Annotated in this window: 21 protein-coding genes and 1 pseudogene; 4 read left to right on the top strand and 18 right to left on the bottom strand. The window is 48.2% G+C overall.

What is annotated here, in order from left to right; translation table 11 throughout:
• Nucleotides 1–13: 13 nt before the first annotated feature.
• Nucleotides 14–1,963, bottom strand: a complete 1,950-nt coding sequence (gene glgB, locus NFR62_RS02780) for a 1,4-alpha-glucan branching protein GlgB (RefSeq protein ID WP_251613645.1) — start codon at nucleotides 1,961–1,963, stop codon at nucleotides 14–16.
• 367 nt (nucleotides 1,964–2,330) lie between these two features.
• Here glgB and NFR62_RS02785 point away from each other — a divergent pair, with 367 nt between their 5' ends.
• Nucleotides 2,331–4,412: a glutamine synthetase III family protein gene (locus NFR62_RS02785; protein WP_251613648.1), complete on the top strand. Its 2,082-nt coding sequence runs from the start codon at nucleotides 2,331–2,333 to the stop codon at nucleotides 4,410–4,412.
• A gap of 149 nt (nucleotides 4,413–4,561) precedes the next feature.
• On the opposite strand, the gene NFR62_RS02790 is transcribed toward NFR62_RS02785, so the two are convergent.
• From NFR62_RS02790 to rpmH, 6 genes are all read right to left on the bottom strand, one after another.
• On the bottom strand, nucleotides 4,562–6,547 hold the full coding sequence (locus NFR62_RS02790; protein ID WP_251613650.1) for a leucine-rich repeat protein: 1,986 nt from the start codon (nucleotides 6,545–6,547) through the stop codon (nucleotides 4,562–4,564).
• Between the two features lie 20 nt (nucleotides 6,548–6,567).
• Nucleotides 6,568–7,521, bottom strand: coding sequence for an RNA-binding cell elongation regulator Jag/EloR (gene jag / locus NFR62_RS02795; RefSeq protein ID WP_251613653.1), 954 nt, complete (start codon nucleotides 7,519–7,521; stop codon nucleotides 6,568–6,570).
• 98 nt (nucleotides 7,522–7,619) lie between these two features.
• Nucleotides 7,620–8,945: a YidC/Oxa1 family membrane protein insertase gene (locus tag NFR62_RS02800; RefSeq protein WP_251613656.1), complete on the bottom strand. Its 1,326-nt coding sequence runs from the start codon at nucleotides 8,943–8,945 to the stop codon at nucleotides 7,620–7,622.
• Nucleotides 8,933–9,226, bottom strand: a complete 294-nt coding sequence (gene yidD / locus NFR62_RS02805) for a membrane protein insertion efficiency factor YidD (RefSeq protein WP_251613660.1) — start codon at nucleotides 9,224–9,226, stop codon at nucleotides 8,933–8,935. Before yidD ends, NFR62_RS02800 begins: the two co-directional genes overlap by 13 nt.
• Nucleotides 9,189–9,554, bottom strand: coding sequence for a ribonuclease P protein component (gene rnpA, locus NFR62_RS02810; protein WP_251613663.1), 366 nt, complete (start codon nucleotides 9,552–9,554; stop codon nucleotides 9,189–9,191). The genes yidD and rnpA overlap by 38 nt, the downstream gene beginning before the upstream one ends.
• Before the next feature lie 93 nt (nucleotides 9,555–9,647).
• Nucleotides 9,648–9,800: a 50S ribosomal protein L34 gene (rpmH, locus tag NFR62_RS02815; RefSeq protein WP_251613680.1), complete on the bottom strand. Its 153-nt coding sequence runs from the start codon at nucleotides 9,798–9,800 to the stop codon at nucleotides 9,648–9,650.
• A gap of 265 nt (nucleotides 9,801–10,065) precedes the next feature.
• On the opposite strand from rpmH, the gene NFR62_RS02820 reads away from it, so the two are divergent.
• Nucleotides 10,066–10,773: a tRNA lysidine(34) synthetase gene (locus tag NFR62_RS02820; protein WP_251614854.1), complete on the top strand. Its 708-nt coding sequence runs from the start codon at nucleotides 10,066–10,068 to the stop codon at nucleotides 10,771–10,773.
• Between the two features lie 32 nt (nucleotides 10,774–10,805).
• Here the strand turns inward: NFR62_RS02820 and NFR62_RS02825 are convergent, their stop codons facing one another.
• The 10 genes and pseudogenes from NFR62_RS02825 to NFR62_RS02870 all read right to left on the bottom strand — a co-directional run bounded on the left by NFR62_RS02825 (nucleotide 10,806) and on the right by NFR62_RS02870 (nucleotide 19,661).
• Nucleotides 10,806–11,894: a hypothetical protein gene (locus NFR62_RS02825; RefSeq protein WP_251613683.1), complete on the bottom strand. Its 1,089-nt coding sequence runs from the start codon at nucleotides 11,892–11,894 to the stop codon at nucleotides 10,806–10,808.
• Nucleotides 11,895–12,119: 225 nt separating this feature from the next.
• A complete protein-coding gene (locus NFR62_RS02830; protein ID WP_251613686.1) occupies nucleotides 12,120–12,377 on the bottom strand; it encodes a sporulation transcriptional regulator SpoIIID in 258 nt (85 codons plus the stop codon).
• 169 nt (nucleotides 12,378–12,546) lie between these two features.
• Nucleotides 12,547–13,509 (bottom strand): ribose-phosphate pyrophosphokinase, encoded by a 963-nt coding sequence (locus NFR62_RS02835; RefSeq protein ID WP_251613688.1) that lies wholly within the window; start codon nucleotides 13,507–13,509, stop codon nucleotides 12,547–12,549.
• 37 nt (nucleotides 13,510–13,546) lie between these two features.
• Nucleotides 13,547–14,020: pseudogene (locus tag NFR62_RS10235) on the bottom strand (GlgC family sugar phosphate nucleotidyltransferase); the annotation flags it as partial.
• Nucleotides 14,021–14,713: 693 nt separating this feature from the next.
• On the bottom strand, nucleotides 14,714–15,250 hold the full coding sequence (gene tadA / locus NFR62_RS02845; protein ID WP_251613694.1) for a tRNA adenosine(34) deaminase TadA: 537 nt from the start codon (nucleotides 15,248–15,250) through the stop codon (nucleotides 14,714–14,716).
• A gap of 24 nt (nucleotides 15,251–15,274) precedes the next feature.
• On the bottom strand, nucleotides 15,275–16,123 hold the full coding sequence (locus tag NFR62_RS02850) for a M14 family zinc carboxypeptidase (RefSeq protein ID WP_251613697.1): 849 nt from the start codon (nucleotides 16,121–16,123) through the stop codon (nucleotides 15,275–15,277).
• Between the two features lie 46 nt (nucleotides 16,124–16,169).
• Nucleotides 16,170–16,625 (bottom strand): 23S rRNA (pseudouridine(1915)-N(3))-methyltransferase RlmH, encoded by a 456-nt coding sequence (locus NFR62_RS02855; RefSeq protein ID WP_251613714.1) that lies wholly within the window; start codon nucleotides 16,623–16,625, stop codon nucleotides 16,170–16,172.
• Nucleotide 16,626: 1 nt separating this feature from the next.
• The gene (locus tag NFR62_RS02860; RefSeq protein WP_251613715.1) at nucleotides 16,627–17,742 is read right to left on the bottom strand and encodes a CPBP family intramembrane glutamic endopeptidase; all 1,116 of its coding nucleotides are present in this window, start codon (nucleotides 17,740–17,742) and stop codon (nucleotides 16,627–16,629) included.
• Between the two features lie 43 nt (nucleotides 17,743–17,785).
• Nucleotides 17,786–18,859, bottom strand: a complete 1,074-nt coding sequence (locus NFR62_RS02865; protein ID WP_251613718.1) for a CPBP family intramembrane glutamic endopeptidase — start codon at nucleotides 18,857–18,859, stop codon at nucleotides 17,786–17,788.
• 19 nt (nucleotides 18,860–18,878) lie between these two features.
• A complete protein-coding gene (locus NFR62_RS02870; protein ID WP_251613721.1) occupies nucleotides 18,879–19,661 on the bottom strand; it encodes an MBL fold metallo-hydrolase in 783 nt (260 codons plus the stop codon).
• Between the two features lie 75 nt (nucleotides 19,662–19,736).
• On the opposite strand from NFR62_RS02870, the gene NFR62_RS02875 reads away from it, so the two are divergent.
• Together NFR62_RS02875 and NFR62_RS02880 are read left to right on the top strand one after the other, a co-directional pair.
• Complete coding sequence (locus tag NFR62_RS02875; protein ID WP_251613724.1) at nucleotides 19,737–20,561, top strand: fumarate hydratase; 825 nt, start codon at nucleotides 19,737–19,739, stop codon at nucleotides 20,559–20,561.
• 45 nt (nucleotides 20,562–20,606) lie between these two features.
• Nucleotides 20,607–21,128 carry a FumA C-terminus/TtdB family hydratase beta subunit gene (locus NFR62_RS02880; protein ID WP_251613727.1) on the top strand — a complete coding sequence of 174 codons (522 nt, stop codon included), beginning with the start codon at nucleotides 20,607–20,609 and terminating at the stop codon, nucleotides 21,126–21,128.
• A 135-nt stretch (nucleotides 21,129–21,263) separates the two neighbouring features.
• On the opposite strand, the gene NFR62_RS02885 is transcribed toward NFR62_RS02880, so the two are convergent.
• Entirely contained in the window at nucleotides 21,264–23,156 is a 1,893-nt protein-coding gene (locus NFR62_RS02885) for a hypothetical protein (protein ID WP_251613730.1), read from the bottom strand.
• Nucleotides 23,157–23,232 lie beyond the last annotated feature (76 nt).

Raw genomic sequence — 23,232 nt, forward strand, 5'->3', positions numbered from 1 at the left:
TGCACGTTTTTTATTAAGCTTTACCGCTTTCGCTCTTTTTGCGCGCCGTTTTCTTTTTCGGCTTTTCACCCGAGACTTTTTTTCGGGTTAGCGCTCGCGTGTCGGCGCTTTTTGCGGCGACATCCTTTTTAACGACAGCTTTACCGCTCATGTATATGCCGCACATGGGCGGAATATTCATTTTTATGCTCGTAGGTTTTCCGTGACTGCAAAATTCTTCGGTGATGTGCTCAATAGGTTCGAACCCGTAACCGAGCGCGTCGCTATGCAGAATTTCCACGAATTTCCCTTCGTCGCAACCGAAAACGTAATCTTTGTATTCTACGGGCGAAAAATTGAAAACACAAAGCGTGCGGTTTCCTTTTTTATCCCGTCTTTCGTACACGATAACATTGTTATTTCTGTCGTCGGGCACGAGCCAACTAAAACCGTCCCACGAGTCGTCTATTTCATAAAGCGGGGTGTTTTTGCGGTATACGCCGTTCAAACGCGAAACAAATTCGAGCGCGCCTTTATGCGCGGGATAATCGAGAAGCAACCAGTCGAGCTCGGACGCGAAATCCCATTCTTTGAACATTCCGAGTTCGCAACCCATCATGAGCAACTTTTTTCCGGGATGAGCGAACATGTTCATCAAATAGTTTCTAAAACCCGCGAACTTCAAATCGTAATCGCCGGGCATTTTATTTAAAAGCGAACCTTTGCCGTGCACGATTTCGTCGTGCGATATGGGCAAAATATAGTTTTCGCTGAACGCGTATGTCATTGAAAACGTAAGATTATTGTGCTTGCCCGACCTAAAAAGCGGGTCGGTTTTCGCGTAGTCGAGAGTGTCGTTCATCCACCCCATGTTCCACTTATAGTTAAACCCGAGTCCGCCGTCCGACACGGGTCGGGTAACGAGCGGCCATGCGGTGCTCTCTTCGGCAATCATCATAACGTTATTAAATTCGGAAAACACGGCGGTGTTAAGACTTTTGAAAAATTCGATTGCGTCTAAATTCTCTTTTCCTCCGTATTTGTTGGGGCGCCACTCTTTGCGCGCGTAATCAAGATACAACATGCTTGCAACCGCGTCTACTCTTAGCCCGTCTATGTGGTATTCCCTAAGCCAATACAGCGCGTTTGAAATCAAAAAGCTTTTCACTTCCGTTCTGCCGTAGTCGAAGCACCTTGTGCCCCACTCTTTGTGCTCGCGCATAACGGGGTCTTCGGGTTCGTAAAGAGGCATTCCGTCGAACTCGTAAAGCCCGTGAGCGTCTTTGGGAAAATGTCCCGGCACCCAATCGAGTATCACCCCTATTCCCGCTCGGTGGAATTTGTTCACCAAATACGCGAAATCGGCGGGAGTGCCGTAGCGCGAAGTGGGCGCGAAGTAGCCCGTAACTTGATAACCCCAACTTCCGTCGTAAGGGTATTCGGCTATTCCCATCAACTCTATGTGCGTAAAGCCCGCTTCTTTAACGTAGCCTACGGCTTCGTCGGCAAATTTGCGGTAGCCGAAATAATTGCCGTCGGCGTATTTGCGCCACGAGCCTATATGCACTTCGTATATGCTAACGGGCGCGCGGTAGGTGTCGGTTTTTTCGCGCGCAATCATATATTCCGAATCCGAAAATTCTATTTCCGACAAATCATATATTTTGCTCGCAAAACTGCCGCCGTTTTCGCCGTGAACTCCGTAGGGGTCCGATTTGTAAAGCGTTCTTCCGTCTTGCGTTTGTATAACGTATTTGTAGTTGTCGAATTTTTTAACGCCGCTCGCCGAGCCCGTCCAAATTCCGCGCTCGCACGAAAGCGGAACGGTTTGCCAACTGCTGAAATCGCCCGTAACGGCAACCGACTTCGCGCGCGGCGCAAACACCGCAAAACTTGCTTTCTCTCCTCTCAGTTTGCAACCGAAGTGTTTGTAGCCGTCGGTTTGCGTTCCGTTATAGAATGCGTTAATATCATTTTCGTCCATTGAAGTTATTTTACGCCTCGTAGCCCTTTGTTATATACTATTTTACCATAAAAATTTATAAATTTCAAGGGGTTTGAAAATTTTATTTACAAAATTTTCAAAAGAGCGTTGACACTATTGACTTTGTGTGATATAATGTAATTATAGAAAGTAGGCTCTGCGAAAAAACACGCGAAACCTGCTTTTTTTATTATAAAAACGGTTGACTTTTAAGTTGAATGTGCTATAATTATACGCGTAAATGCTTAGGGCAACGGCGCTGTAAGAATTTTCGAAAATAGACTGACGGAAATTCTCGGCGCTTTTTCTTTTTTCTACAAAAAACGTTGCCTAAAAACATAAGCCACACAAAAGGAGACAACAAGCAATGACTAACGTACCAGAACTGTTCGGAACACTCGTGTTTAACGACAAGGTTATGCGCCAACGACTTCCCAAAGAAACGTATACCGCGCTCAAAAAAACGGTGGACAGCGGCGCCTGCCTCGACCCCGCGCTTGCAAACACCATTGCCGCCGTTATGAAAGATTGGGCAATCGAGCACGGCGCTACGCACTACACCCATTGGTTTCAACCCATGACTGGCATAACCGCCGAAAAGCACGACAGCTTTATAAGCCCTGCGGGCGACGGCACCGTTATTATGAATTTTTCGGGAAAAGAGCTGATTCACGGCGAACCCGACGCGTCGAGTTTCCCGTCGGGCGGTTTGCGTTCCACTTTCGAGGCGCGCGGCTACACGGCATGGGACCCGAGCAGTTATGCGTTTATTAAAGACGGAGCGCTTTGTATTCCCACAGCGTTCATTTCGTATTCGGGACAAGTGCTCGATAAAAAAACTCCTCTTTTGCGCTCGATGAAAGCGTTAAGCGAGCAAGCGGTGCGGGTGTTGCACGCTTTGGGCGACACCGACGTTACGAGAGTTACGGCAACCGTAGGACCCGAGCAGGAATATTTTTTAATAGACAAAGAACTTTGGAAAAAAAGAAAAGATTTAATCTTTACGGGCAGAACGCTTTTCGGCGCGCGCCCGCCCAAAGGGCAGGAACTCGAAGACCACTACTTCGGAAACATTCGTCCCCGCGTTATAGCGTTTATGGACGACCTCGACCGCGAGCTTTGGAAATTCGGCATACTCGCCAAAACGCGGCATAACGAAGTTGCGCCCGCCCAACACGAGCTCGCCCCCATTTTCACGTCGGTAAACATAGCCACCGACCACAATCAGCTCACAATGGAAGTTATGAAAAAGGTCGCCGACCGTCACGGTCTTGTTTGCCTGTTGCACGAAAAGCCTTTCGCGGGCGTAAACGGAAGCGGCAAGCACAACAACTGGTCTATATCCACCGACACGGGCATAAACCTTTTGGAACCCGGCAAATCGCCCGAAACCAACCTGCGTTTTTTGCTGTTTATAACGGCTGTGCTTAAAGCGGTTGACCTTCATCAAGACTTGTTGCGTTTAAGCGTTGCGAGCGCGGGCAACGACCACCGTTTAGGTGCCAACGAAGCTCCGCCCGCAATCATATCGATATTTCTCGGCGGCGAACTCACTTCCATTCTCGAATCGATGCAGAGCGGAACCGCTTATCAAGGCAAGAAAGGAAGCAAGATGCAGGTTGCCGAATCAATCCCCGAATTTATGTCGGACACCACCGACCGCAACCGCACGTCGCCGTTTGCGTTCACAGGCAACAAATTCGAATTCCGCAGCTTGGGCTCCACGTTTAACATAGCTTGCCCCAACGTTATGCTCAACACTTCGGTTGCCGACGTTCTTTCCGAATTTGCCGACAAGCTCGCACAAAGCAAAGACGTGGAAAAAGCGATAAAAAAGCTCATTACCGACACTTACGCCGCCCACAAGCGCATTGTGTTTAACGGCAACAACTATTCCGACGAATGGGTTGAGGAAGCGAAAAAACGCGGACTGTTGAACCTTAAAACAACTCCCGAAGCTCTTCCCTATTATTCAAACGAAGAAAACCTTGCAATGTTCGCGCGCCACAAAGTTTACACGGGCGAAGAAATAGTTGCAAGAAAAGAAATACTTCTCGAAAATTACTGCAAGGTTTTGAATATAGAAGCTTTAACCATGATAGACATGGCGGGAAAACAAATAATCCCCGCTTGCATAAAATATATGAAAGTTTTGGCGGAGACCGCGCAAAGCAAAGAAGCGCTCGGAATAAGCGCCGACACCGAAAAAGAATTGCTCGCAAGAATAAACGCTCTCACCGCCGAAGCGTTTAAAGCCAACGGCAGGCTGTCGGAAGCCGCCGTTAATGTGAAAAACATAGAGGGACACGAAAAACAAGCCGCCGCCTACCGCGACGTTGTGTTCGCCGCAATGAAAGAACTTCGCGCCTCATGCGACGAGCTTGAAACGCTTGTGCCCGAAAGCGACTGGCCTATTCCCTCGTATGCCGAACTACTCTTTTCTGTGTAAGTATTTTCAGAGTAAAGCCGAACTAACTATTATTGTTTATAAAGAAGCACCTTAACGCTTCGCAAGAAGCTAAAAAGAAGGGTAAAGCACCTTGAAAAGTGTTTTACCCTTTTGTCGTTTTTAAAACTTTTCTCTATAAAACTATAATCTTACCACTCGGTTATAACGCCGCCGACGTAATGCCAATATTTAAGCGTGTCACCCTCAATAGGCTCGGTTTCGCTGTAATAGCGCACGGTTTCACCGAGCAAATCGTTGCCCTCTCCTTGCGCAATAACAAGCCATTCGAACGAGCTACCCGCAAAGTATGTCGCCTCAACCGAAGTTCCGCGAAACGCGTTGTCTCCTATTTTGGTAACGTTCGAGCCCAAACAAACGCGCGTAAGCCCCGTAAGACCGTCGAACGCATAATCGCTTATTTCGGTAACGGTAATTTTATCGGAGGGTTCTTCGCCGTCGGATACGTTGTTAAACAATTCTATTTCGGTAACGGGCACGTTGTCGATATATAAATTGTGCGAAATCGTAACGGGGTTGGAATCGGGCGCAAACGATATTGCGCACCACTCTTCTATTGTTCCCATGTAATTCACGCGGGTAATCGGGCACTTATCTGAATCCGCTCCGAAAGCGTTAGCGCCGAGCGCCGAAAGCGACTTGCCGAGCGACACGGTTTTCAACTTCGAGCAACCCGCGAACGCTCTTTCTTCCACAGTCTTAACGCTGTCCGGCAAAACAATCAGTGTTATGTCGGAACAGTTCTCGAACGCGCCGTAACCTATGTGCTCTACTCCGTTTCCGAGCGCTACTCCGCCAAGTTTTACACATTCGCCAAACGCATGATTTCCTATTGTAGTTTTACCTTCAACGGTTAAAATATTTATAGCCGTAGCACGGAAAGCCTCGCTGTCCACTCTTTTCAGAGAAGCGGGCAAATCAAGTTTGCCGCCGAGAGCATTGCAACCTTTAAACGCGGCGGAGCCTATATATTCCAAAGTATCGGGAAAGGTTACGCTCGTAAGCGCGGCGCAGTTGCCGAAAGCGCCGTATTCTACTGAAGTTATTTGCCCTTCGAAAGTCACCGAAGAAAGCTTTTTGCAGTTGTAAAACGCGTAAGATTCGATTTGAGTAACTTTTGCGGGCACCGTTATTGCGGTAAGCTCTTCGCAACCGTAGAAAGCCGCGTCGCCTATGCTTTCCACCGACGTAGGCAAATTAACGGAATTAAGCACTTTGCAACCGCTAAAAACGGAATCGCCTATAAACGTTAAGTTATCCGAAAAAGTCACCGAAGAAAGCTTTTCGCAATTTTCGAACGCATAATTCAACACACCGGTGGTGCCCGAACGCAACGTTACCGAAACCGCGTCTTTATCGCACCCTATAACGCTCGTATTCACATAGCTAACCCCGCCTTCGGTTTTAACAAGAGCCACGCAATCTTTAAACGCGTCGCGCCCCACGCTAACCTTGCCTGCGGGAATATTTATAGTATTTAACGCCTTGCAACCCGAAAACGCCGAACCGCCTATAATTTCGGTTTTGGCGGAAAGCTTAACAGTTTCGAGCGCCGCGCAACCCGAAAATGCGGACACGCCTATTTCGGTAACGGCGTCGGGCAGTTCAATGCTTTTAAGCGAACCGCAGTTTATAAACGCGCTCGCGTAAATTTTGTTTACGCTCGACGGCAATTTTATTGTTGCGACCTTTCCGTTCGCAAAAGCGCCGTTTCCTATCGCCGTAACGGCAACGCCATCGAATTCGCTCGGAACTTCCACTTCGCCGCTTTCCGACGCGCACGACACAACCGTGTAACCGTTTGGAGAAAGTTCCAAAATAAACGGAAGCCATTTCGCGTAAAGCGTAACGTTTTCGGCGGGCTTATATTTTGCGCCGAGTTTTTCGCCCGAATAATCTGCGGAATCGTACCACCCCGCGAAAGTATGCCCGTCGCGTTCGGGAGTGGGCAACTCGAATTCTTCGCTCGACACAACCGTTTTTAAGGCTGAGCCGCCCGCAACGTCGAAACTTACGGTGTACCCCGTATTCTTTTTACTACAAGCCGACAGCGCAAGCAAACAGCAAACCGCCGACAGCGCAAGCAACACAATAACAAATTTATGCAGTTTCTTCATAAGCGTTCGCACACCTCCCCTTAGCGGCGTTTGGGAACGATTACCACTCTGCGCGCGGGCTCATGACCCTCGCTGCGCGTAAACACGTCTTCGCGTTCGCCGAGCGCCGCATGCACTATTCTGCGGTCGGCGCTGTTCATGGCGTCGAGCGACACCTTTCTGCGAATGCGAACCGCTTTATCCGCCATACGGCGGGCAAGCCCTTCCAAAGTTTCTTTTCTGCGGTCGCGGTAGCCGAGCCCGTCAACGGTAACGTGCACGAACTTTCCGTGAGTGTTGTTTATAATCGAACTAATAAGCTGTTGCATGGAATCCAAAACTTCGCCTCTGTGCCCTATAACGCGCGCGTCTTCTGTTTCGAGGTTCACTCTCATACCCTCGTTTACCGCGATTTCAACGCTTCCCTCTATTTTCATGAGCGACAGCATTTCGGTAACGAATTCTTTCGCAAGCGAAAGCTGTTCTTCGGTGGGGAGAACGGATTCGCGGTTCTGTTTTTTGCGGTAGCGCTTTTCTTCCGATTGTTCGGCGTTTTCAGCCGCAACATCTTCGCTTTGCTCGCTAAGTTCCAAAGCCGATTCGCGTTTAGGCGGCTTGTTTTGCGATTTACCGAAATTAGACGTTGTTGTAGGTTCGCGCTTTATGGGAGCGCTTCCCCAACGCGGCTCGTCGTCAGGCGACGTCTGCCTTTCGGAACGGAGTTCTTTTTTCTTTTCGGCTTTAAATTCCTTTTTTTCCTGTTGTTGCACGGTTTTGGGAGCCGACGCGGGGTTTTCTTTAACAGTTGCGGACGCGGGTTTTTCGCCCTCTTTCAGTCCGTCGTCGTAGCAAATGAGAACTTTCGCTTTTTTGAACAGTCCGCCGTTAGAAAGAATTTTGATTTCGGCGTCGTCGAGAGTTATTCCCAAAGAGGCAAGTCCCTCGTTTACCGCGTCTTGAACCTTTTTTCCCGTAAATTCAACCTGTTTTTCCATTTTGCCGTTAAAATCTCCTTATAGCAATTCTTTGTTATTGCGCCCCCTATTTTTAAAACGCTCGGTATTAAATATCCGTAAAGAGCGCGCCTGTGCAATTATAAGTCTTTGGGGTCGGGGCGTCCGTACTTTTGAATTCCCGTAGTTTGCTGTTTTTCTTTTTTCTTGCTCTTTCCGTCCATAGCTACCGACGTTACAACGTTAATTAAAATAGTCGACGCCGAGTTCACCACTATATAAAGCGTGAACATTGCGGTGTAGCTTAGAGCGAACATACCCATCATAAGCGGCATAATAATCATCATCATTTTCATGCTTCCGCCCATACCGCCTTCGGGAGCCGCCTGCCCCGATTTTTTTTGCAATCTGCTCGTTATGAACTGACTCAAAAAGCTAAGCCCCACCGACAACAACGGCAACACCAAAAAGCCGTTTACCTTATTGTAGTCTTTGTTCGAACGAAGTTTGCCCGTAACGGCGTTATACTTAGCTTCGCTAATCATTTCGTCGAACTTTGTTTGGTCGAGCTCGTCTTTGTTTATTTTCAGCTTTTTAGCCGCCTTACTATACGTCTTGTAGCCCGATATGTTGGATATAAAATTGTCGTGCGACAAAATCGCTTTGCGCCAAGGAACGTCCGGCGACCAAATATTGCTAACCCACAAAAACGACTCTTCAACTTCGCCGTACTTTTCAACGGCGGCGTTTTGCGCCAAATCTTTAACGGAATACATCTCGAACTTTGCGCCGTCTTTAATTCCCGTGAACAAATGAGGCGTGCTTTCGCCCGCGTCGTTCGTGTCGGAATAGCCGTTTTCTATTCTGTCCATAGCGCGCTGCAAGTCGGTTATTCTTTTGTTGTCTTCTTCCGTTTTTTCTTCTTTCGCGTTTAGCTCGCCCTGCTCGGCGCTAAGCTTGTTCCACGAGGTTGTTATAACCGCGTCGCCAACCTGAACGTTATCGAACTCCACGTCTTTAAGCTCTGTTTCCACCACCGTGTAAGCGTCGTAAAGCTCGGCGTATTGATAAAGGTTTTTATATTGCGAAATATTGTTTAGCCCCGCAAAAAGGTAAAAGAAAATTACGAGCGTCACAATCATGGGCAAACAACTCGAAAAATAACTGAACCCCTCGCGCTTATTTAGCTCCATTTGCTTCTGCGAAAGCGTTTGCCTATCGCCCGCGTATTGCTGTTGGAGCTTTTCGAGCTGAGGCTTTAACCTTTCGGTTATAAGCTGGTTTTTGCGCATTTTGAACCGCTGAAATAAATCGAGCGGCAACAACAAAAGTTTTAAGCAAACGGTGAAAAACACTATTCTCCAACCGTAGTTGCCTATAAACTTAAAAACTTTTAATATGAGTATTTCCCACAGTCCGCCCGGGTCGCTCATCGCCTCTGCGGCGGCGCCTATCAGAAAAGCCATTTCATGTCTCCTTTTGGATTGTCGGGCACAGGGTCGAAACCGCCCTCGCCCCACGGCGAACAACGCCATATTCTTTTCGCGCCCATAATAACGCCGCGAAACACACCGAATTTCCGAATGGCTTCAAGCATGTAGCTCGAACAACTCGGATAATACATGCACACGTTCGGCAAAAGCGGCGATATGCACTTTTTATAGAAGAGCACAAGCCCTTCGAAAAGCCACCTAAACGTTATAATATATTTAATTACGAAAAGCGGCGTCAGCTTCTTTTTTTTCATATAACAGTCCGACCTTTTCAAAAAGTTCGGTTATAAAGCTCTCTATTTGCGCGTATGTCAGGGCTTCGGCACCCTTACGCGCCGAAATTACTATTTGAGCGGGTTTAACACGTTTCACAAGCAGCCGAGCCGCCGCTCTTATTCTTCTGCGAACCTTATTGCGCACCACAGCCTTGCCAACCGTGTTCGGAACGCTCACCCCTATCTTTGCAAGTCCTTTTCCCCTAACATAAGTAAGGCGAATCGCGCCGCAAGACTGCGACGAGCCTTTTTTATAAACATAGTTGAACGAGCCGCGTTTTGTGAGCCTGTAACGCTTGTTAAGCACCTTGTTCCCTCTAAAAACATAAAACGCGTTTTAGCGTATAAAGAGCCATCGCTTTGGCAATGACTCTTATGTTCCACCGTTATATACGAAAAATCAGTTGCTACCCAGCGGCTTGGGAGTGATGTGTGCGCGGCCCTTTCTTCTTCTGCGGCTAAGCACGTTGCGTCCCGATTTGGTTTTCATACGGTTACGGAATCCGTGCACCTTGTTCTGCGCACGCTTTTTGGGTTGATACGTTCTTTTCATGTTAAACTGCCGACCTCCTATGTCGCAAAGCAGCTTGCCTAAATTCGCAAGCTCCCTTTATAATAAATTAGCTATTGTAACGAATTTGCAGTTGCGGCAAACTCACTCGCAAAAGCGAACAAATTTGCTCATTAAACCGAAATTATGCCTTTATATTATAATTCAGGCTTACCCTAAAAGTCAACTGTTTGCGCCAACTATTTCGCGCTTGCCGCGTTTTAGCTTGCCAAAGCGGGCGGATATATACTATAATAAAAGCATGAATATTCAAAAAATACTGTCGGGTATGCGCAGAGCATGCTCGGAACTCAAACTAATAGACGACGCCGACAAAATCGCGGTAGGCGTTTCGGGCGGCAAAGACAGCCTTGCTCTTCTTGCGGCGCTCGCAGCTTTTCGCCGCTTTTCGCCCGAACGGTTCGAATTGCACGCCGTAACAATAGATTTGGGGCTTGGCGCCGACTATTCGCCCGTGCAAAAATTTTGTGACTCGTTGAACGTGCCGTATAAGCTCGAAAAAACCGACATAGGCGACGTTATATTCAACGTGCGCAAAGAAAAGAATCCTTGTTCGCTGTGCTCCAAAATGCGTAGAGGCGCGCTTGCGGGCGCAATGAAAGCCTTAGGGTGCAATAAGCTTGCGCTCGGGCACCATGCCGACGACCTTGCGGAAACGTTTTTGCTGTCGTTATTCTACGAGGGGCGGCTCTCCACGTTTTCGCCCAAAGCTTACATGAGCAGAAGCGGCATAACTGTTATACGCCCGTTTGTGTATATTACCGAAGCGGACGTAACCGCGCTTGCGCGCGACGAGAATTTGCCCGTTGTGCATAACCCTTGCCCCGCAAATCACAACACCCAACGCGAGTACGTTAAAAATCTTATAAAAAACATAACGCGCGATATTCCCATAGCCAAAGAACGCATGATTTCGGCGCTCACCCACCCCGAAAGAAACAACCTTTGGAACTGACGCAAACCATACGGATTTTGCGCGCGCGAACTTTACTTAACGCGCGAAAGTTCATTCGAAAAATCGTTTCTGAATCCCTCGTGAGTGCATTCCGAATATAGCAGCTTATCGCCTTTATAAAAAGCGAGGTCTTCGAACGGGCTTTCGTCGCTATTGCCGAAATAACGTTCTTTAAGCCATTTTGCGGTGTCGTTATTGAGAGTAAACCGAAAGACCTTGTGCATTAGTCCGCTCGTCGTACAATGCCAAGAAAAGGTCGGAATAACCGAGAGCAGATTATTTTTGAGCGGCGCGCATTCCTCTTTTTCGAGTTCGTAATCGAGCGCTCTCTCTTCGGTGTTGTTTTCAAGAATTTCAACCGAACGCTCGAAACGCCTCAACATACCGAGTTCGCTGTAAAAGTGCCAAAATACGTCATGCGGCTCCGAATACTTTACTTTTCCTTCCGACAATAGGTCGCACATAAATTCGCTCTCGTCCTCGTCGAGCGCGCCCTCTTCCGCTTTTAAGGAGTGTTCTCCGCATTCTTTTTCTATGTCGGCGCACAGCTCTTCGAAAGGCGGCAATTTTTCTTTTTGAGCTTCGGAAAGCTCTCGCTCGTACAGTTCGCGCAACATATTTTTGCTTTGTTCTTTAACGGCGCGCAACGCGCGTTCCCCGTCGTTGTGCGAGAGTTTGAATCTGCCTTCGGGGCAAGTGTCGCAAATCTCGTCGTATCCGCAAAAAGGCGCAACAAGTTCGAAGCTGTCGGCAAGCGGAAAATACTTGTCGGTTATTCCGTTTCCGTCAAGCGCCATAAAAGCTTTTTCAGCCTCGTATTCGTCAACGGAACCGTGTCTGTCGTTTATTTTTTCGAGAACGTATTCGCCGCTTTGTTTTGCCCCGATTTTGCGCAAAAACGAAACAAGGGTATCGAAACGTTTGCTTGTGCGCTCGCGTTCGCCATAAAAAACAGTGTATCCTTTAAACGTTACATTTCCGCCGTCGGAAAGATTTGAAAAATCGATTGAAACGCACATTCTCGGCGCAATTTCGGCTATTCCGCCGTCAGCTCGCAAGCTAACGGCGCAATGCTCTATTTCGAGCAAATTTTCAAGCTGTTCTTCCGTTATTTTTTGCATATTTGTTTTAGGCGCCAGCAAAGCTTTAAAATACCGCCTCTCCTTTTCTCACATTATATCACCTTAACGCTTTGAACGCAACAAAAAACGAACGACCGAACAATGTGCGTTTCGGTCGTTCGCTTTTTTAAGGAGGGTAATGATTTTCTTCTTATGCGCGTCGTCAAAGGACTCTTTTGTAAGTCGCACAAGTCGAGTTAAGCGACTTTCGTTTGGGCGATAATGTTATTCTTCGCGTTCCCGTCTGTATTTTTCTTTGGTGGCGTTGCCGCCTCGCAGGTGTCTTTCGTTTAAATTGAGTTCGAGTATTTCTTTTACCCGCATATACAGCTGAGCGTCTATGTCTCGGAGCCGCTCGGTAACGTCTTTGTGTACGGTGCTTTTGCTTACGCCGAACTTTTCTCCGGCGCCGCGCACGGTGTCGCCCGTTGCCGCTATGTGTTCGGCAAGCGTCCGAGCGCGCGATACTATGTAAGTTTTCATTGCGCTACCTCTTTTTTCGTCGTATTAAAAAGATATGCGCAAAATCGACAATATATTACCTAATTCGTGTTATGGCACTTTTTTATTTTTCGCGGTTTGGGCGCGCAAAAAAAGTCCGAACGGTTTTGTTCGGACTTTTTATAATTTTATTCGCTTAATGCGGGAACGCTTATTCGTATAATTTGCTAACCGGCAAATCGGCGTAAATCGATTCGATTGCTTCCGCGAAAATAGGCGCTACGGTAACTTCCTTTATTTTGGGTATGCGTTTTTCGGGCGGAAGCTCTATTGTGTCGAGCACGAAAATTTCTTTAAGAACAGAGTTTTCAAGCCGTTCCATAGCGGGGCCCGAAAGCACCGGGTGCGTGCAGCAAGCGTATACGGCTGTTGCGCCGCCAACTTCCATAAGAGCTTTGGCGCCTTGCGTAATGGTGCCTGCGGTGTCTATCATGTCGTCTACCAAAAGGCATTTTTTGCCGCGAACGTCGCCCACTATGTTCATAACTTCCATAACGTTCGCTTTGGGTCTGCGCTTGTCCACAATGGCAAGATTCAGATTAAGTTTTTGAGCCATTTGACGCGCTCTGCCCACGCTTCCGACGTCGGGCGAAACGACAATCATTTCGTCTTTGTCTTTCATAAAGTCTTGTTTTAACAAAGCTTTGGTGAGCACCGGTATTCCAAGAAGGTGGTCTACGGGAATATCGAAAAAGCCTTGAATCTGAGCGGCGTGCAAGTCCATTGTTAGCACGCGGTCGGCGCCCGCGCTCGTAAGAAGGTCGGCAACGAGTTTAGCGGTTATGGGGTCGCGCGCGCGAGCCTTGCGGTCTTGCCGAGCGTAGCCGAAATACGGCATAACGGCGGTAATTCTGCCCGCGCTGGCACGTCTTAACGCGTCTATCATAACGAGCAATTCCATAAGATTGTCGTTCACGGGGTAAGCCGTGCTCTGAATAACGAACACGTCGCAACCGCGAACGGTTTCGCCTATGTGAATCGCGCATTCGCCATCGCTGAAAGTGCCTACTTCCGCATCCGAAAGCTGCATTTTGAGCTTGTCCGCTATTGCCTGAGCGAGCTTTCGGCTTCCGTTGCCCGCAAACAGCTTAATCTTGTTGCCGTGTGCTATCATTGTTCTGTATGTACTCCTTTGGTGTTTATATCTGAAATTATTGTTTGGGAGCGAATTTATTGCCCTGCCATTCGGGTTTATTCACCTGACGCGCGCGCGCTATTGCAAGGCCGCCTGCGGGAACGTCTTGCGTAAGAGTGCTGCCCGCCGCAATAAAAGAACCGTCTTCGAGCACTACGGGAGCTATAATGTTGCTGTTACTCCCCACAAAAACGCGGTTTCCCACTTTGGAACGGAATTTGTCTTTTCCGTCGTAGTTCACAAACACCACTCCGCAACCTATGTTGCATTCGTTGCCCATTTCGCAATCGCCAACATACGAAAGGTGGCTGACTTTGCAACCCGTTCCTATTATGCTTTTTTTAATTTCCACAAAATCGCCTATTCTGCAATCCGGACCTATTATGCTGTCGGGTCGGATATAAGCGAACGGACCCACTTTTGTGCGCTCGCCTATATAGCTGCGATAAATTCTGCTGCTGTTTATCTCTGCGCCCTCGCCTATTATTCCGTCTTCTATCACGTTGGCGTAAAGCAATTTAGCGCCCTCGCGCACAACCGTTTTGCCCTTTAAAATATTTTGAGGTCCCACCTCGACACCTGCGGCTATAGCCACGTCGCCTTCCACAACCGTTGTGCCCAAATCGGAAAAACGCACTCCGCGCTCTGAGTGGTAGCGCAAAATCCTGTTTCGCATCACGTCGGATATGAGCGCGAAATTGTGCGGGGAATTTGCGGTGAGAAAATCCTCTTCCGCAAAATAATGAGTGTTTTCCGTGTAAAGCTTTTCGCACGTCTGCAAAAAAGCGGTGCGAAAAACATAACCGCGCGTCATTCTCACAACGTTCAAATTGCCGTTTTCGGCAACCGCAACCGCGTCTACAACCGTTTTTTTAGTGATTAGCGGAGTGTCGGAATAAAGCACAACAGTATATTTCTTGCTTGCGTCGGCATAGTGCTTAACCTGCAACGGCACTTCTAAATTCTCGTCGAATTCAACCGCCGCGAACTGCGCCTCGCCGAGCGAGAGCCGCACCCAGTCGAGCATCGTTTTGCCCAAAAGCTCCGTAGAGGCGGTGTCGCCTACGGAATCGTAGCGCACTTTCAAAATAATGCCGAACACGTTTTCCATAACAGTTTAATTATAGTCCCTTTACGAAATAATGTCAAGCGTCGCGGACGCCTTTAAGCCGCTTGTTTTCCGTTATTCTTCGGATATAAATTTTCTTTTGCCGAGCTTGCGTTTATCCCGAAAAAATTCTTTAATAGGTCGAACGCATTCTTCCGCTAAAATTCCGCCCTCCACTTCGGCGCGGTGATTTAAGCGCGGGTCTTGCGCAAGGTTCATAACCGTGCCGCAACACCCGAACCGCAAATCGGCGGCGCCGTAATAAACCGAGCGAATCCGCGAATACACAACGGCGCCGCTGCACATAACGCAAGGCTCGAGCGTAACGAACAAATCGCAGTCGGATAAATTCCACCTGCCGAGCTTTTTGCCCGCCTTTCTGATTGCCACAACTTCGGCATGCGCCGCAGGGTCTTTTTTTGTTTCGCGCTCGTTCTTTCCGCGCGACACTATTTTGCCGTTTAAAACCAAAACGGCGCCTACAGGCACTTCGCCAGCGTCGCCCGCCTTAAAAGCCTCTTTAAGAGCGGCGCGCATAAATTTTTCTTTCTCTTTTTCGGTATATCTTTCACAAAAGCCGCCGTTTCGACCGTCCGTGTTTTCTCCGTTCATAAAAGTGTTTTTCTCCGTTTTTATTTAAACGTATCCGTTTTCAACCATAAACGCATACAGTTTTTCGGGAAGCATGGGTTCGCGCTCGAAATCGTCGGCAACCGAGCAATCGGGAAGCGGGTGGCTAAATTCGTCGGGCGCAAGTTCGAGCGTGAGCGACGGAATTTTAAGCGCGCTGACGCACCAATCTTTATATCCGCCCGCGCTGCCCCGCGTTCCGTTTATAAGCGAAAATCCCGTTAGCGACGCGGCGTATTCGGCAATGCGGCGGTCGCGTTCGAGAGCCTCGCCGCTTTGCCCGAATTCGTAATATATTTCGTGCCCCTTAGCGTGGTAAGAAAGAGTTAAGCACGGTTTTATTTTTTGCGTAAACTCGGCGAGCGCTATCGTCTCGGGCTCTGAAAACGGGCGCTCTCCCACATAGTTCTCGCTTCCCGCCGCACGGGAATTCATCTTGCCCTTGCCCCACTCGGCGTCGAAATTAGTGTTAAGGTCAACGCCCGCCGCGTTCGCTTTCCAAAGCGAAAAATTCGAGCTGCCTCCGTTTAGCGCAATCAAACGGTTCTTTTCAAACCCGAAAGCCTCCGCGCCGTCGGCAATAAGCGCGTTGCCGTCGGGATTTACCATAGGCACCCACCAAACGTCAGACGTGTGGCGCGCCGAAAAAAATCTGTAAATCTGCTTAACGGCAAACAGCGACGAAACATGCTCGCGGGCGTGAATACCCGCAGTTACGAGCACAGGCTTTCCGCCGCCCTCGATATGCACAAACGGAATAAGCCGCCCGAATTTGCTCGCTCCTATGCACCCCGTTTCAACGCCGAAGCGCGAAAGATAATTCACGTCGTCCAAAAGCTCGCCGTAGGTATACATACAAAGACCTCCACCCTGTCTTTATATGCGCCCTATGCCCGACGTGTCACTTATGATACGGCGTGCCCGCGCTTATGGTGAAAGCTCTGTAAATTTGCTCCAACAAAATAACTCGCATAAGTTGATGCGGATACGTCACCCGCCCAAAGCTTACGCGCCTGTCGGCGGACTTGCGTATTCGGTCGTCTACGCCGCAACTTCCGCCTATTATAAACCGAACCGAACTCTTTCCCGAACCGAACGCCTTCTCCAAAATTTCGGAGAGTTCTTCGCTCGAAACAAGTTCGCCGCCCACGTCGGCAAGAATACGGTATTCTCCCGCGCGAAACGTTTTTTGTATAAAATCGCTTTCGCGCCGCACTTCGTCGGCGTGCGCAACGTCGTCAACCTCGTTTACCGTAAGTTTGCAATATTTATTTAAGCGCTTGGCGTATTCCGCAACCGCGTCGGCAAAATATCTTTCTTTCAGTTTTCCGACGCAAGTAACACAAACCGATTTCATTCTATATTATATACCCGAATATAAACGAGAACAGAGTTGTTAGCACGCTCACCGCAACGGCGCCGAAAAAGAACGCGTTATCGCGCATAGTGGGCTTATACAAATCTTCTTTGAGTTTTTCTCCGTACACTTCTTTGTCGAGTCCGAGTTCGCGCACCTTTTCTTTGTCTTCCTCTCCGACAAGCACCACGCGATTGTTAGTATGGTCGTATCCCGACGACGCTATAACGTCTTTTTTAGCCGCCAAACGTTTGGCGGAATTAAGATTCACGAGCAAAAACGTGAGTCCCACCAAAACGGCGGCGAAAACCGCGAACATAAACAGCAAAAGCTCCGGGCGCGTGTCGGCGGCGCCGTAAATAATTTCGTAGAACCCTCCGTTCAGAAAGCCGTATTCGCTGCAATAGTCGTTTATAACCGCAAACGTGTTGTTCACAAAATGAATAATCATAGCGGGAAAAACGCTTTTTACTTTAAGCGTGACAAAAACCATAAACGCGCCGAAAATCATAGTGTAGAAAACTTGCGTTATGTTTTGGTGAAACAAGCCGAATTCCATTCCCATAATTATAATCGCCGTAACCATAGGAAAGCTTCCGCGCACAGTAGTCAGCAAACCGCCGCGATTGAAAAACTCCTCGCAAAATCCCGGCAAAATTCCCGTTAAAACTATTGCCAAAATCATTCCGCCCGCAGAAAAAACTTCGGGCAACGGGCTCGAACTGTGGGTGTAACCGAGCGACATTAAAATATTTTGCCAAACGCTGCTAACCCATATTGTAACCACATGGCAACATATTCCGATGGGAACCGCAAGCGCAAGGTTGAACCATTTTGTCTTTTTAAAACTCGAAAACGCAAAAATTTGCTTAACGCTCATTTTAAGCATAAACTTATAGAAAAGAAACGGCATAACGGTGAGAACGCACACCTGAATTAAAACCGTGAAAACAAGGTCGGAAACAGTCTCGTTTTCGATAGGCAAATAATACGAAATCAGCCGCACAACGGGCAACGCTACGGCTACGCAAAACGTGAGCAAAGCCATAACGCGGTATTGCTTTTGGCGGCTGACCGACTCCGCTCTTTCGTGATATAGCGCTATTGCATTTTCCATAAAACAAAACTCCTTTAAATTGTTAGAACGGCGGAAAATTTTCTTACATCATGCTTACAACAAACACGAACACCCACATAAGCGCGCACAATCCTATTGCGGCTATATATATCGCAAGCCCGGTTTTTTTACCGCTTTTGGCGTAAAGCGTTTGCGGCTTTGAAGCGCCGTTTGCGGGAGGAACCAACGGAACAAATTTTTTCGCCTCAACCTGTTCGCTCTCCTCTTCTTCGTGCTCTTCGAGTTTTTCAACCGATTCGCCGCAGACCGTCGTTTTCTTTTTCAGTTTGCCCATAAGTCGGCATACAAAAAGTATAGCCGCCGAACACGCGAGCGCAAGCCCCAACGCAATAAACACCGTTGCCGCGACGTGGGAGGAAAAGAACGAGAACAACCTGTTCACATATTCGGCTATGGGGTTAAAATCGAGCAATACTGCTATTAAATTGCTCAATCCGTGAATTATTATCGGCGCAAGCAAATTGCCGCTCTCGATTGCGGCGAGGGCGCAAACAAACCCGAGAAAAAATTGATAAACCGTTTGTTCGGGGTTCATGTGCATAAGCGAGAACGCCGCCGCGCACAAAGCCGCCGCCGCGTATTTATTGAATTTTGTGCGCAATCCGCTTAAAAGAAATCCGCGAAATATGAGTTCTTCCACGCACGGCGCGATAATAACCACGAGAATAATTCCAAACGCTAATTTGCCGGGAGTGTCGAAATTTATTCCCGCGCTCAAATTATAGCCTATTTTATATAAGAACACCGAAAAATACTGCGCGGGAATTATAAAACCCGCAATGCAGAGAACGGGCAACAACAAACTTAAAAAAATGTTCGGTTCGGGCTTTTTTAAGGGAGCGGATAAAACGGGAGTATATTTTTTAATCACACCGTAATATATGCACGGCACCGAGAAAAACGCAATCTGAAAGCAAAGCATAGCCGCAAACTGAAAATAATCGCTGTTAGCTATGTTTTTTCCGAACGCCGCGTCCGCCACTTCCGCCGCAATCGAAACCAAAAACTGCGCGGCAAGATTAGCCGCTATTGCGAGCAAGTAAATAAGAACGCCGTCTATCCCTACTTCTTTTCTCTTTCTTTCCTTAACATTCATACGCATTTAAATCTCCCGCTCACACTATTTCCATAAGAGCCGTAAACCTATCGGCGCAAGCCACTTCAAGTCCAACGTCGGGCGCGGTTCCCGACGCCGCAAGAGCTCGGCGGCAAACGTCATAAGCAAGTTCGGGGTAGTTGTTTTCGCGGCTGAGGTGCGCGAGAATAAAATGGCGCACGCCGTGTTTTGCAAGCTTAACAATAGCCTGCGCGCAGTCCTCGTTAGATAAATGCCCTTTCGCGCTCAAAATTCGAAGCTTTAACGCATGGGAATACGAACGGTTCGCCGCCAAAAGTTCGGGCGAATGATTACATTCGAGCATAACAAGGTCGCTGTCTTGCGCCGACTCCAACACTCCGTCCGGAAGATACCCCGTGTCGGTAACGTAAGATATTTTCTTTCCTCCGCACATAAGATTAAATCCGACGCAAAAAACGTCGTGACTCAAAGCGAGCGGCGACACCGTTATGTCGCCCACATAAAAATCTTCGAACGAAAAAGTGCGGAATTTTCGGGAGAACGCTCCCGTCCGTTCGAGTTCCGCCGCAGTCCGTTCGTGCGCGTACACCTGCACCGACGGATATTTTTTCATTAAAGCGGCGAGCCCCGCCGTGTGGTCGGAATGGCGGTGCGTTACGAGCACGCTCACCCGCCCGCAATCGGAACCGAGCACTTTAAGAGCTTTCTCTATTCTGCCGAGCGCCACGCCCGCGTCTATAATAAGTTCGGTATTTCCGCCCGCAACGTAAGTACAGTTCCCCGTGCTTCCGCTGAACAGGCTGCAAATTTTAAGACTCATGCCTTAATTATACTTTATTATCGCAATAATTGCAAATAATTTTACATTACAAAAATATTATGCTATACTAATCGCATGAGAACTTTAAAAGCCGACGATATAATTATTCCCTTAGCCGACGGAATAAAACGCGCGCTAACCCATGTGGATTGCAAAGCGCTCGAACTGCTCAAACAAGCCGAGCAAAACGAAACTTCGGCGCTCTGCAAATGGGCGCTCGGGCAAATAGTGCAAAACGACGAGCTTGCCGCGCGAGAAAACGCCTACGCTTGCCAAGATTGCGGACAAGCAATGCTTTTCGTGTCGGTTGGGCAACAACTTAGAATAAAAGGCGAACTTACGGCGGCGCTCAATAAAGCCGTGCAAGAGGGCTACTCCACCGCCAGAAAGTCGGTTGCCGACCCGCTCACGCGGCTCAACACGCAAACCAACACCCCCGCCGTTATTCATTACGACATTATAGAGGGCGACTCGCTTTCGGTGCGCTATATGGCTAAGGGCGCGGGCAGCGAGAATATGAGCAAAACTTATATGCTAACACCGTCTAAGGGGACGGACGGAATTGTGAACTGCGTTGTGGATTGCGTAAAATCGGCGGGTTCTTCGCCGTGCCCCCCTATTATTCTCGGAGTGGGAATAGGCGGCACTATGGACTTGTGCGCGCTTCTCAGCAAAAAAGCGCTCGTTTTTACCGATAAGCCGAAACGCGCCGACGAGACGGAACTCGAAAAACGCATACTTAAAGCGGTGAACGAAACGGGGATAGGCGCTCAGGGTTTTGGCGGAAGCATAACGGCGCTGTCGGCGCACGTTATGACGGCGCCCACTCATATAGGCATGTTGCCCGTAGGCGTAACGATTCAATGCCATAGCGACAGAAAATTCGAAATTGTTTTTTAACGGACATACTCGGCTTTGCTCGCAAAAAAATAGGAGATAAGCATTATGAAACATTACGATTTGCCGCTTTCGCCCGAAAGCGCGGCGGAACTTCGTTGCGGCGATATTGTGGAAATATCCGGCTTCGTGCTGACGGCACGCGATGCGGCGCATAAAAAAATTTGCGAAGCGCTGAAAAACGGCGAGCCTCTCCCGTTCGATTTAAGCGGCGCGGCGATTTATTATTGCGGACCTACTCCCGCTTGCAACGGCGAAATTATAGGCAGTTGCGGCCCCACCACAAGTTCGAGAATGGACGACTACGCCCCCGCCTTAATGGAAGCGGGCGTTAAAGTTATGCTCGGAAAAGGAAAACGAAGCCCCGAAGTAAACGACGCCGTTAAAAAACACGGCGCAATATATTTCGCCGCAATAGGCGGAGCGGGCGCGCTTTATAAGCACAAAATAAAAAGTTGCGAGCTTGTGGCGTATCCCGAACTCGGCTGCGAAGCGGTGCGCAAGCTATATATTGAAAACGTAGAACTTCTTGTTGCAACCGACAGCTACGGAAACACCTGTTTAAAGTAAAAACGATAATTCAAAACTGCAAGTTTATTAAAACGCTCAACAATTAAAAACAGCATAACAAAAAGCGACGATTTTAATAACCGTCGCTTTTTTGTTTCGTTAAATTACGGGTGCGAGACTCCTTGCAACAATAAATCAATAACCGTACTTATAATTGAGTCTGCCTATGGGAGCGCTGTCGCCCGTGCGGTAATAGTCGAGATAATTAAATTCGTCGGCTTCTTTCACGTTGTCGGTAACTTTGAACTCTATATCGTAATTTGTTGCGCTTAGCCCCAAATCGGAAAGTTTGGCTCTTACAACCATAACGTTGCCCTCAACAAACAAATCCGCAGTGCCGCAATCAACCAACTTGCCGCCGCTCGCTTTTTGAACGGTAGTTTTGTTGCCGTCTACCGAGCGGTTAAGCACATAGTTATAGCCGTTGTAGCTTTCGGTTGCGTTCTGCGTTTTAAGCCAAATATTCATCCAGCCCTTGTCGCCGCTTTCATAGTCGGTAATTTTCTCACCCGCAACAGTCACGCGGAAATAAACGTATTCGTCGTCGCGCGCAACCTTTACGGTTGAAATGTCGTTTCTGCCCGACCTATCGACATATTTGGGAGTTAGGATTTTATCGTAAGTATACCCTTTCGCGTCGCGGTCTTTGCAGTCGTTCGTAAAGTCAACGTATTCCGCCTTAACGTTTGCCCACGCTTCGTCGTCTTTCGTTATATCGAGCGTAGTTTTGGGGTAGATATAGTGTTTCGCTTCGGTATAGTTATACTCCCGAACTTTTTGCGTCATTAGTAGATACGAATTGTCGCCGTTGTTTTCCGACGGTTCTATATCGCGCGAATACTCGGCGTTGTAGGTGTCCACAGTGAAATAAACTCCGTTCGCGTCTTTCATTTTAATAGCAATCCATTCGTTCCAACCTGTCATAAACGCAAAACGCACGTCGTCTTTATTATCGAGAACGGTTTTCCATTGCCCTTGAAAGTTTATATCCTCCCTCCAACGCGAATGGTCGGTAACCATAGTGGTGGGGTCGTAGCCGCGCGCCTGCGTTCCCACAAGGTCGGAGAAACGAATTGTAACGTGTTGCCCTATCGAAACGTTCATCCAACCGTTGTGGTTATATTGCGGATAATTAAAATCCATCCACGGCACGCCTTCTTCCTCAGGCGCCTCGTTAGGCCACTGACGCGCTTTAAACTCGAAAAGCTCGAACATTGCTTTTTCGGTAGCGTCCGACATATTGAGTCCGTAATATTGAGCCGCGCCCTTATCGTAAAAATCCTGATGCATGGTAATAAGCGGCTTTCCGTCGGGACAGAACCACAACGATTTATATGTGTCGGTTGCGTAGGCGAAGTTATACACCTCTTTCAAACAGCGAAGATAACTGCTCGGAGTGGCGAGGTAATACATAATTTTGGGAACGTTCCAACCCGCCTCTTGATATTCCAAAAGCACGTCGAACAATACTTTCGCCACATTTTGATAGGTGAATCCGTTCGTGCAGTCGAACACGAGAAAATCTATTCCCGCCGCCACAAACATTTCCACATGCTTGCGAATAACCCACTCGTCGGTGGAATTGTAATATCCGAAAGCGGATTCGCCCCAGTGGTGGTAATAGCCGGTAGGCGTGTCGGGCGTGTCGGTTTGGAAAGCGTCGTTGTCTTGTCCGTCCTTAGTGATTTTGGAGATGTCGAAAATCACTTTGCCTTGCGCGTGAGTGCCGAGCCAAAGAAAGTAGAAAAGCCCCACATATTTGTCGCCGTTTTCCTGCCCGTCTACCGTAAGAATTGTTCTGCCGAAATCGTCTACTCCCGTAGTGTTATACATTGTGTATTGCTGAGGAGTGAGCGAACGGGTGTCTTCCACGCGCAAATTTTCGTCGTAAGGGACGTATACGTTCGTATTGTCGTCTTCTCCCGGATTGTTCGAATCGCTCGGATTCTTTACGCTGTCGCAAGCGACAAGCGCAAAAAGCATTAAGCACGACAGCACTACCGCGATAAGTTTTTTTATTCTGCTCATTATAAAAACCGTAACCTCCTGTTTTAAAATGTTTTTTATGCGAAAACAAAAAAGAAAATTTTTCCACGCAAGAGTA

This window comes from Pumilibacter muris, from assembly GCF_943193045.1.
Lineage (GTDB): Bacteria > Bacillota > Clostridia > Christensenellales > Pumilibacteraceae > Pumilibacter > Pumilibacter muris.

What these genes read in the sequence shown, in the direction of transcription:
- glgB (WP_251613645.1), bottom strand. Translation starts at nt 1,963, where the DNA reads ATGGACGAAAATGATATTAACGCATTCTATAACGGAACGCAAACCGAC.
- NFR62_RS02785 (WP_251613648.1), top strand. Translation starts at nt 2,331, where the DNA reads ATGACTAACGTACCAGAACTGTTCGGAACACTCGTGTTTAACGACAAG.
- NFR62_RS02790 (WP_251613650.1), bottom strand. Translation starts at nt 6,547, where the DNA reads ATGAAGAAACTGCATAAATTTGTTATTGTGTTGCTTGCGCTGTCGGCG.
- jag (WP_251613653.1), bottom strand. Translation starts at nt 7,521, where the DNA reads ATGGAAAAACAGGTTGAATTTACGGGAAAAAAGGTTCAAGACGCGGTA.
- NFR62_RS02800 (WP_251613656.1), bottom strand. Translation starts at nt 8,945, where the DNA reads ATGGCTTTTCTGATAGGCGCCGCCGCAGAGGCGATGAGCGACCCGGGC.
- yidD (WP_251613660.1), bottom strand. Translation starts at nt 9,226, where the DNA reads ATGAAAAAAAAGAAGCTGACGCCGCTTTTCGTAATTAAATATATTATA.
- rpmH (WP_251613680.1), bottom strand. Translation starts at nt 9,800, where the DNA reads ATGAAAAGAACGTATCAACCCAAAAAGCGTGCGCAGAACAAGGTGCAC.
- NFR62_RS02825 (WP_251613683.1), bottom strand. Translation starts at nt 11,894, where the DNA reads ATGCAAAAAATAACGGAAGAACAGCTTGAAAATTTGCTCGAAATAGAG.
- NFR62_RS02830 (WP_251613686.1), bottom strand. Translation starts at nt 12,377, where the DNA reads ATGAAAACTTACATAGTATCGCGCGCTCGGACGCTTGCCGAACACATA.
- NFR62_RS02835 (WP_251613688.1), bottom strand. Translation starts at nt 13,509, where the DNA reads ATGATAGCACACGGCAACAAGATTAAGCTGTTTGCGGGCAACGGAAGC.
- tadA (WP_251613694.1), bottom strand. Translation starts at nt 15,250, where the DNA reads ATGAACGGAGAAAACACGGACGGTCGAAACGGCGGCTTTTGTGAAAGA.
- NFR62_RS02850 (WP_251613697.1), bottom strand. Translation starts at nt 16,123, where the DNA reads ATGTATACCTACGGCGAGCTTTTGGACGACGTGAATTATCTTTCGCGC.
- NFR62_RS02855 (WP_251613714.1), bottom strand. Translation starts at nt 16,625, where the DNA reads ATGAAATCGGTTTGTGTTACTTGCGTCGGAAAACTGAAAGAAAGATAT.
- NFR62_RS02860 (WP_251613715.1), bottom strand. Translation starts at nt 17,742, where the DNA reads ATGGAAAATGCAATAGCGCTATATCACGAAAGAGCGGAGTCGGTCAGC.
- NFR62_RS02865 (WP_251613718.1), bottom strand. Translation starts at nt 18,859, where the DNA reads ATGAATGTTAAGGAAAGAAAGAGAAAAGAAGTAGGGATAGACGGCGTT.
- NFR62_RS02870 (WP_251613721.1), bottom strand. Translation starts at nt 19,661, where the DNA reads ATGAGTCTTAAAATTTGCAGCCTGTTCAGCGGAAGCACGGGGAACTGT.
- NFR62_RS02875 (WP_251613724.1), top strand. Translation starts at nt 19,737, where the DNA reads ATGAGAACTTTAAAAGCCGACGATATAATTATTCCCTTAGCCGACGGA.
- NFR62_RS02880 (WP_251613727.1), top strand. Translation starts at nt 20,607, where the DNA reads ATGAAACATTACGATTTGCCGCTTTCGCCCGAAAGCGCGGCGGAACTT.
- NFR62_RS02885 (WP_251613730.1), bottom strand. Translation starts at nt 23,156, where the DNA reads ATGAGCAGAATAAAAAAACTTATCGCGGTAGTGCTGTCGTGCTTAATG.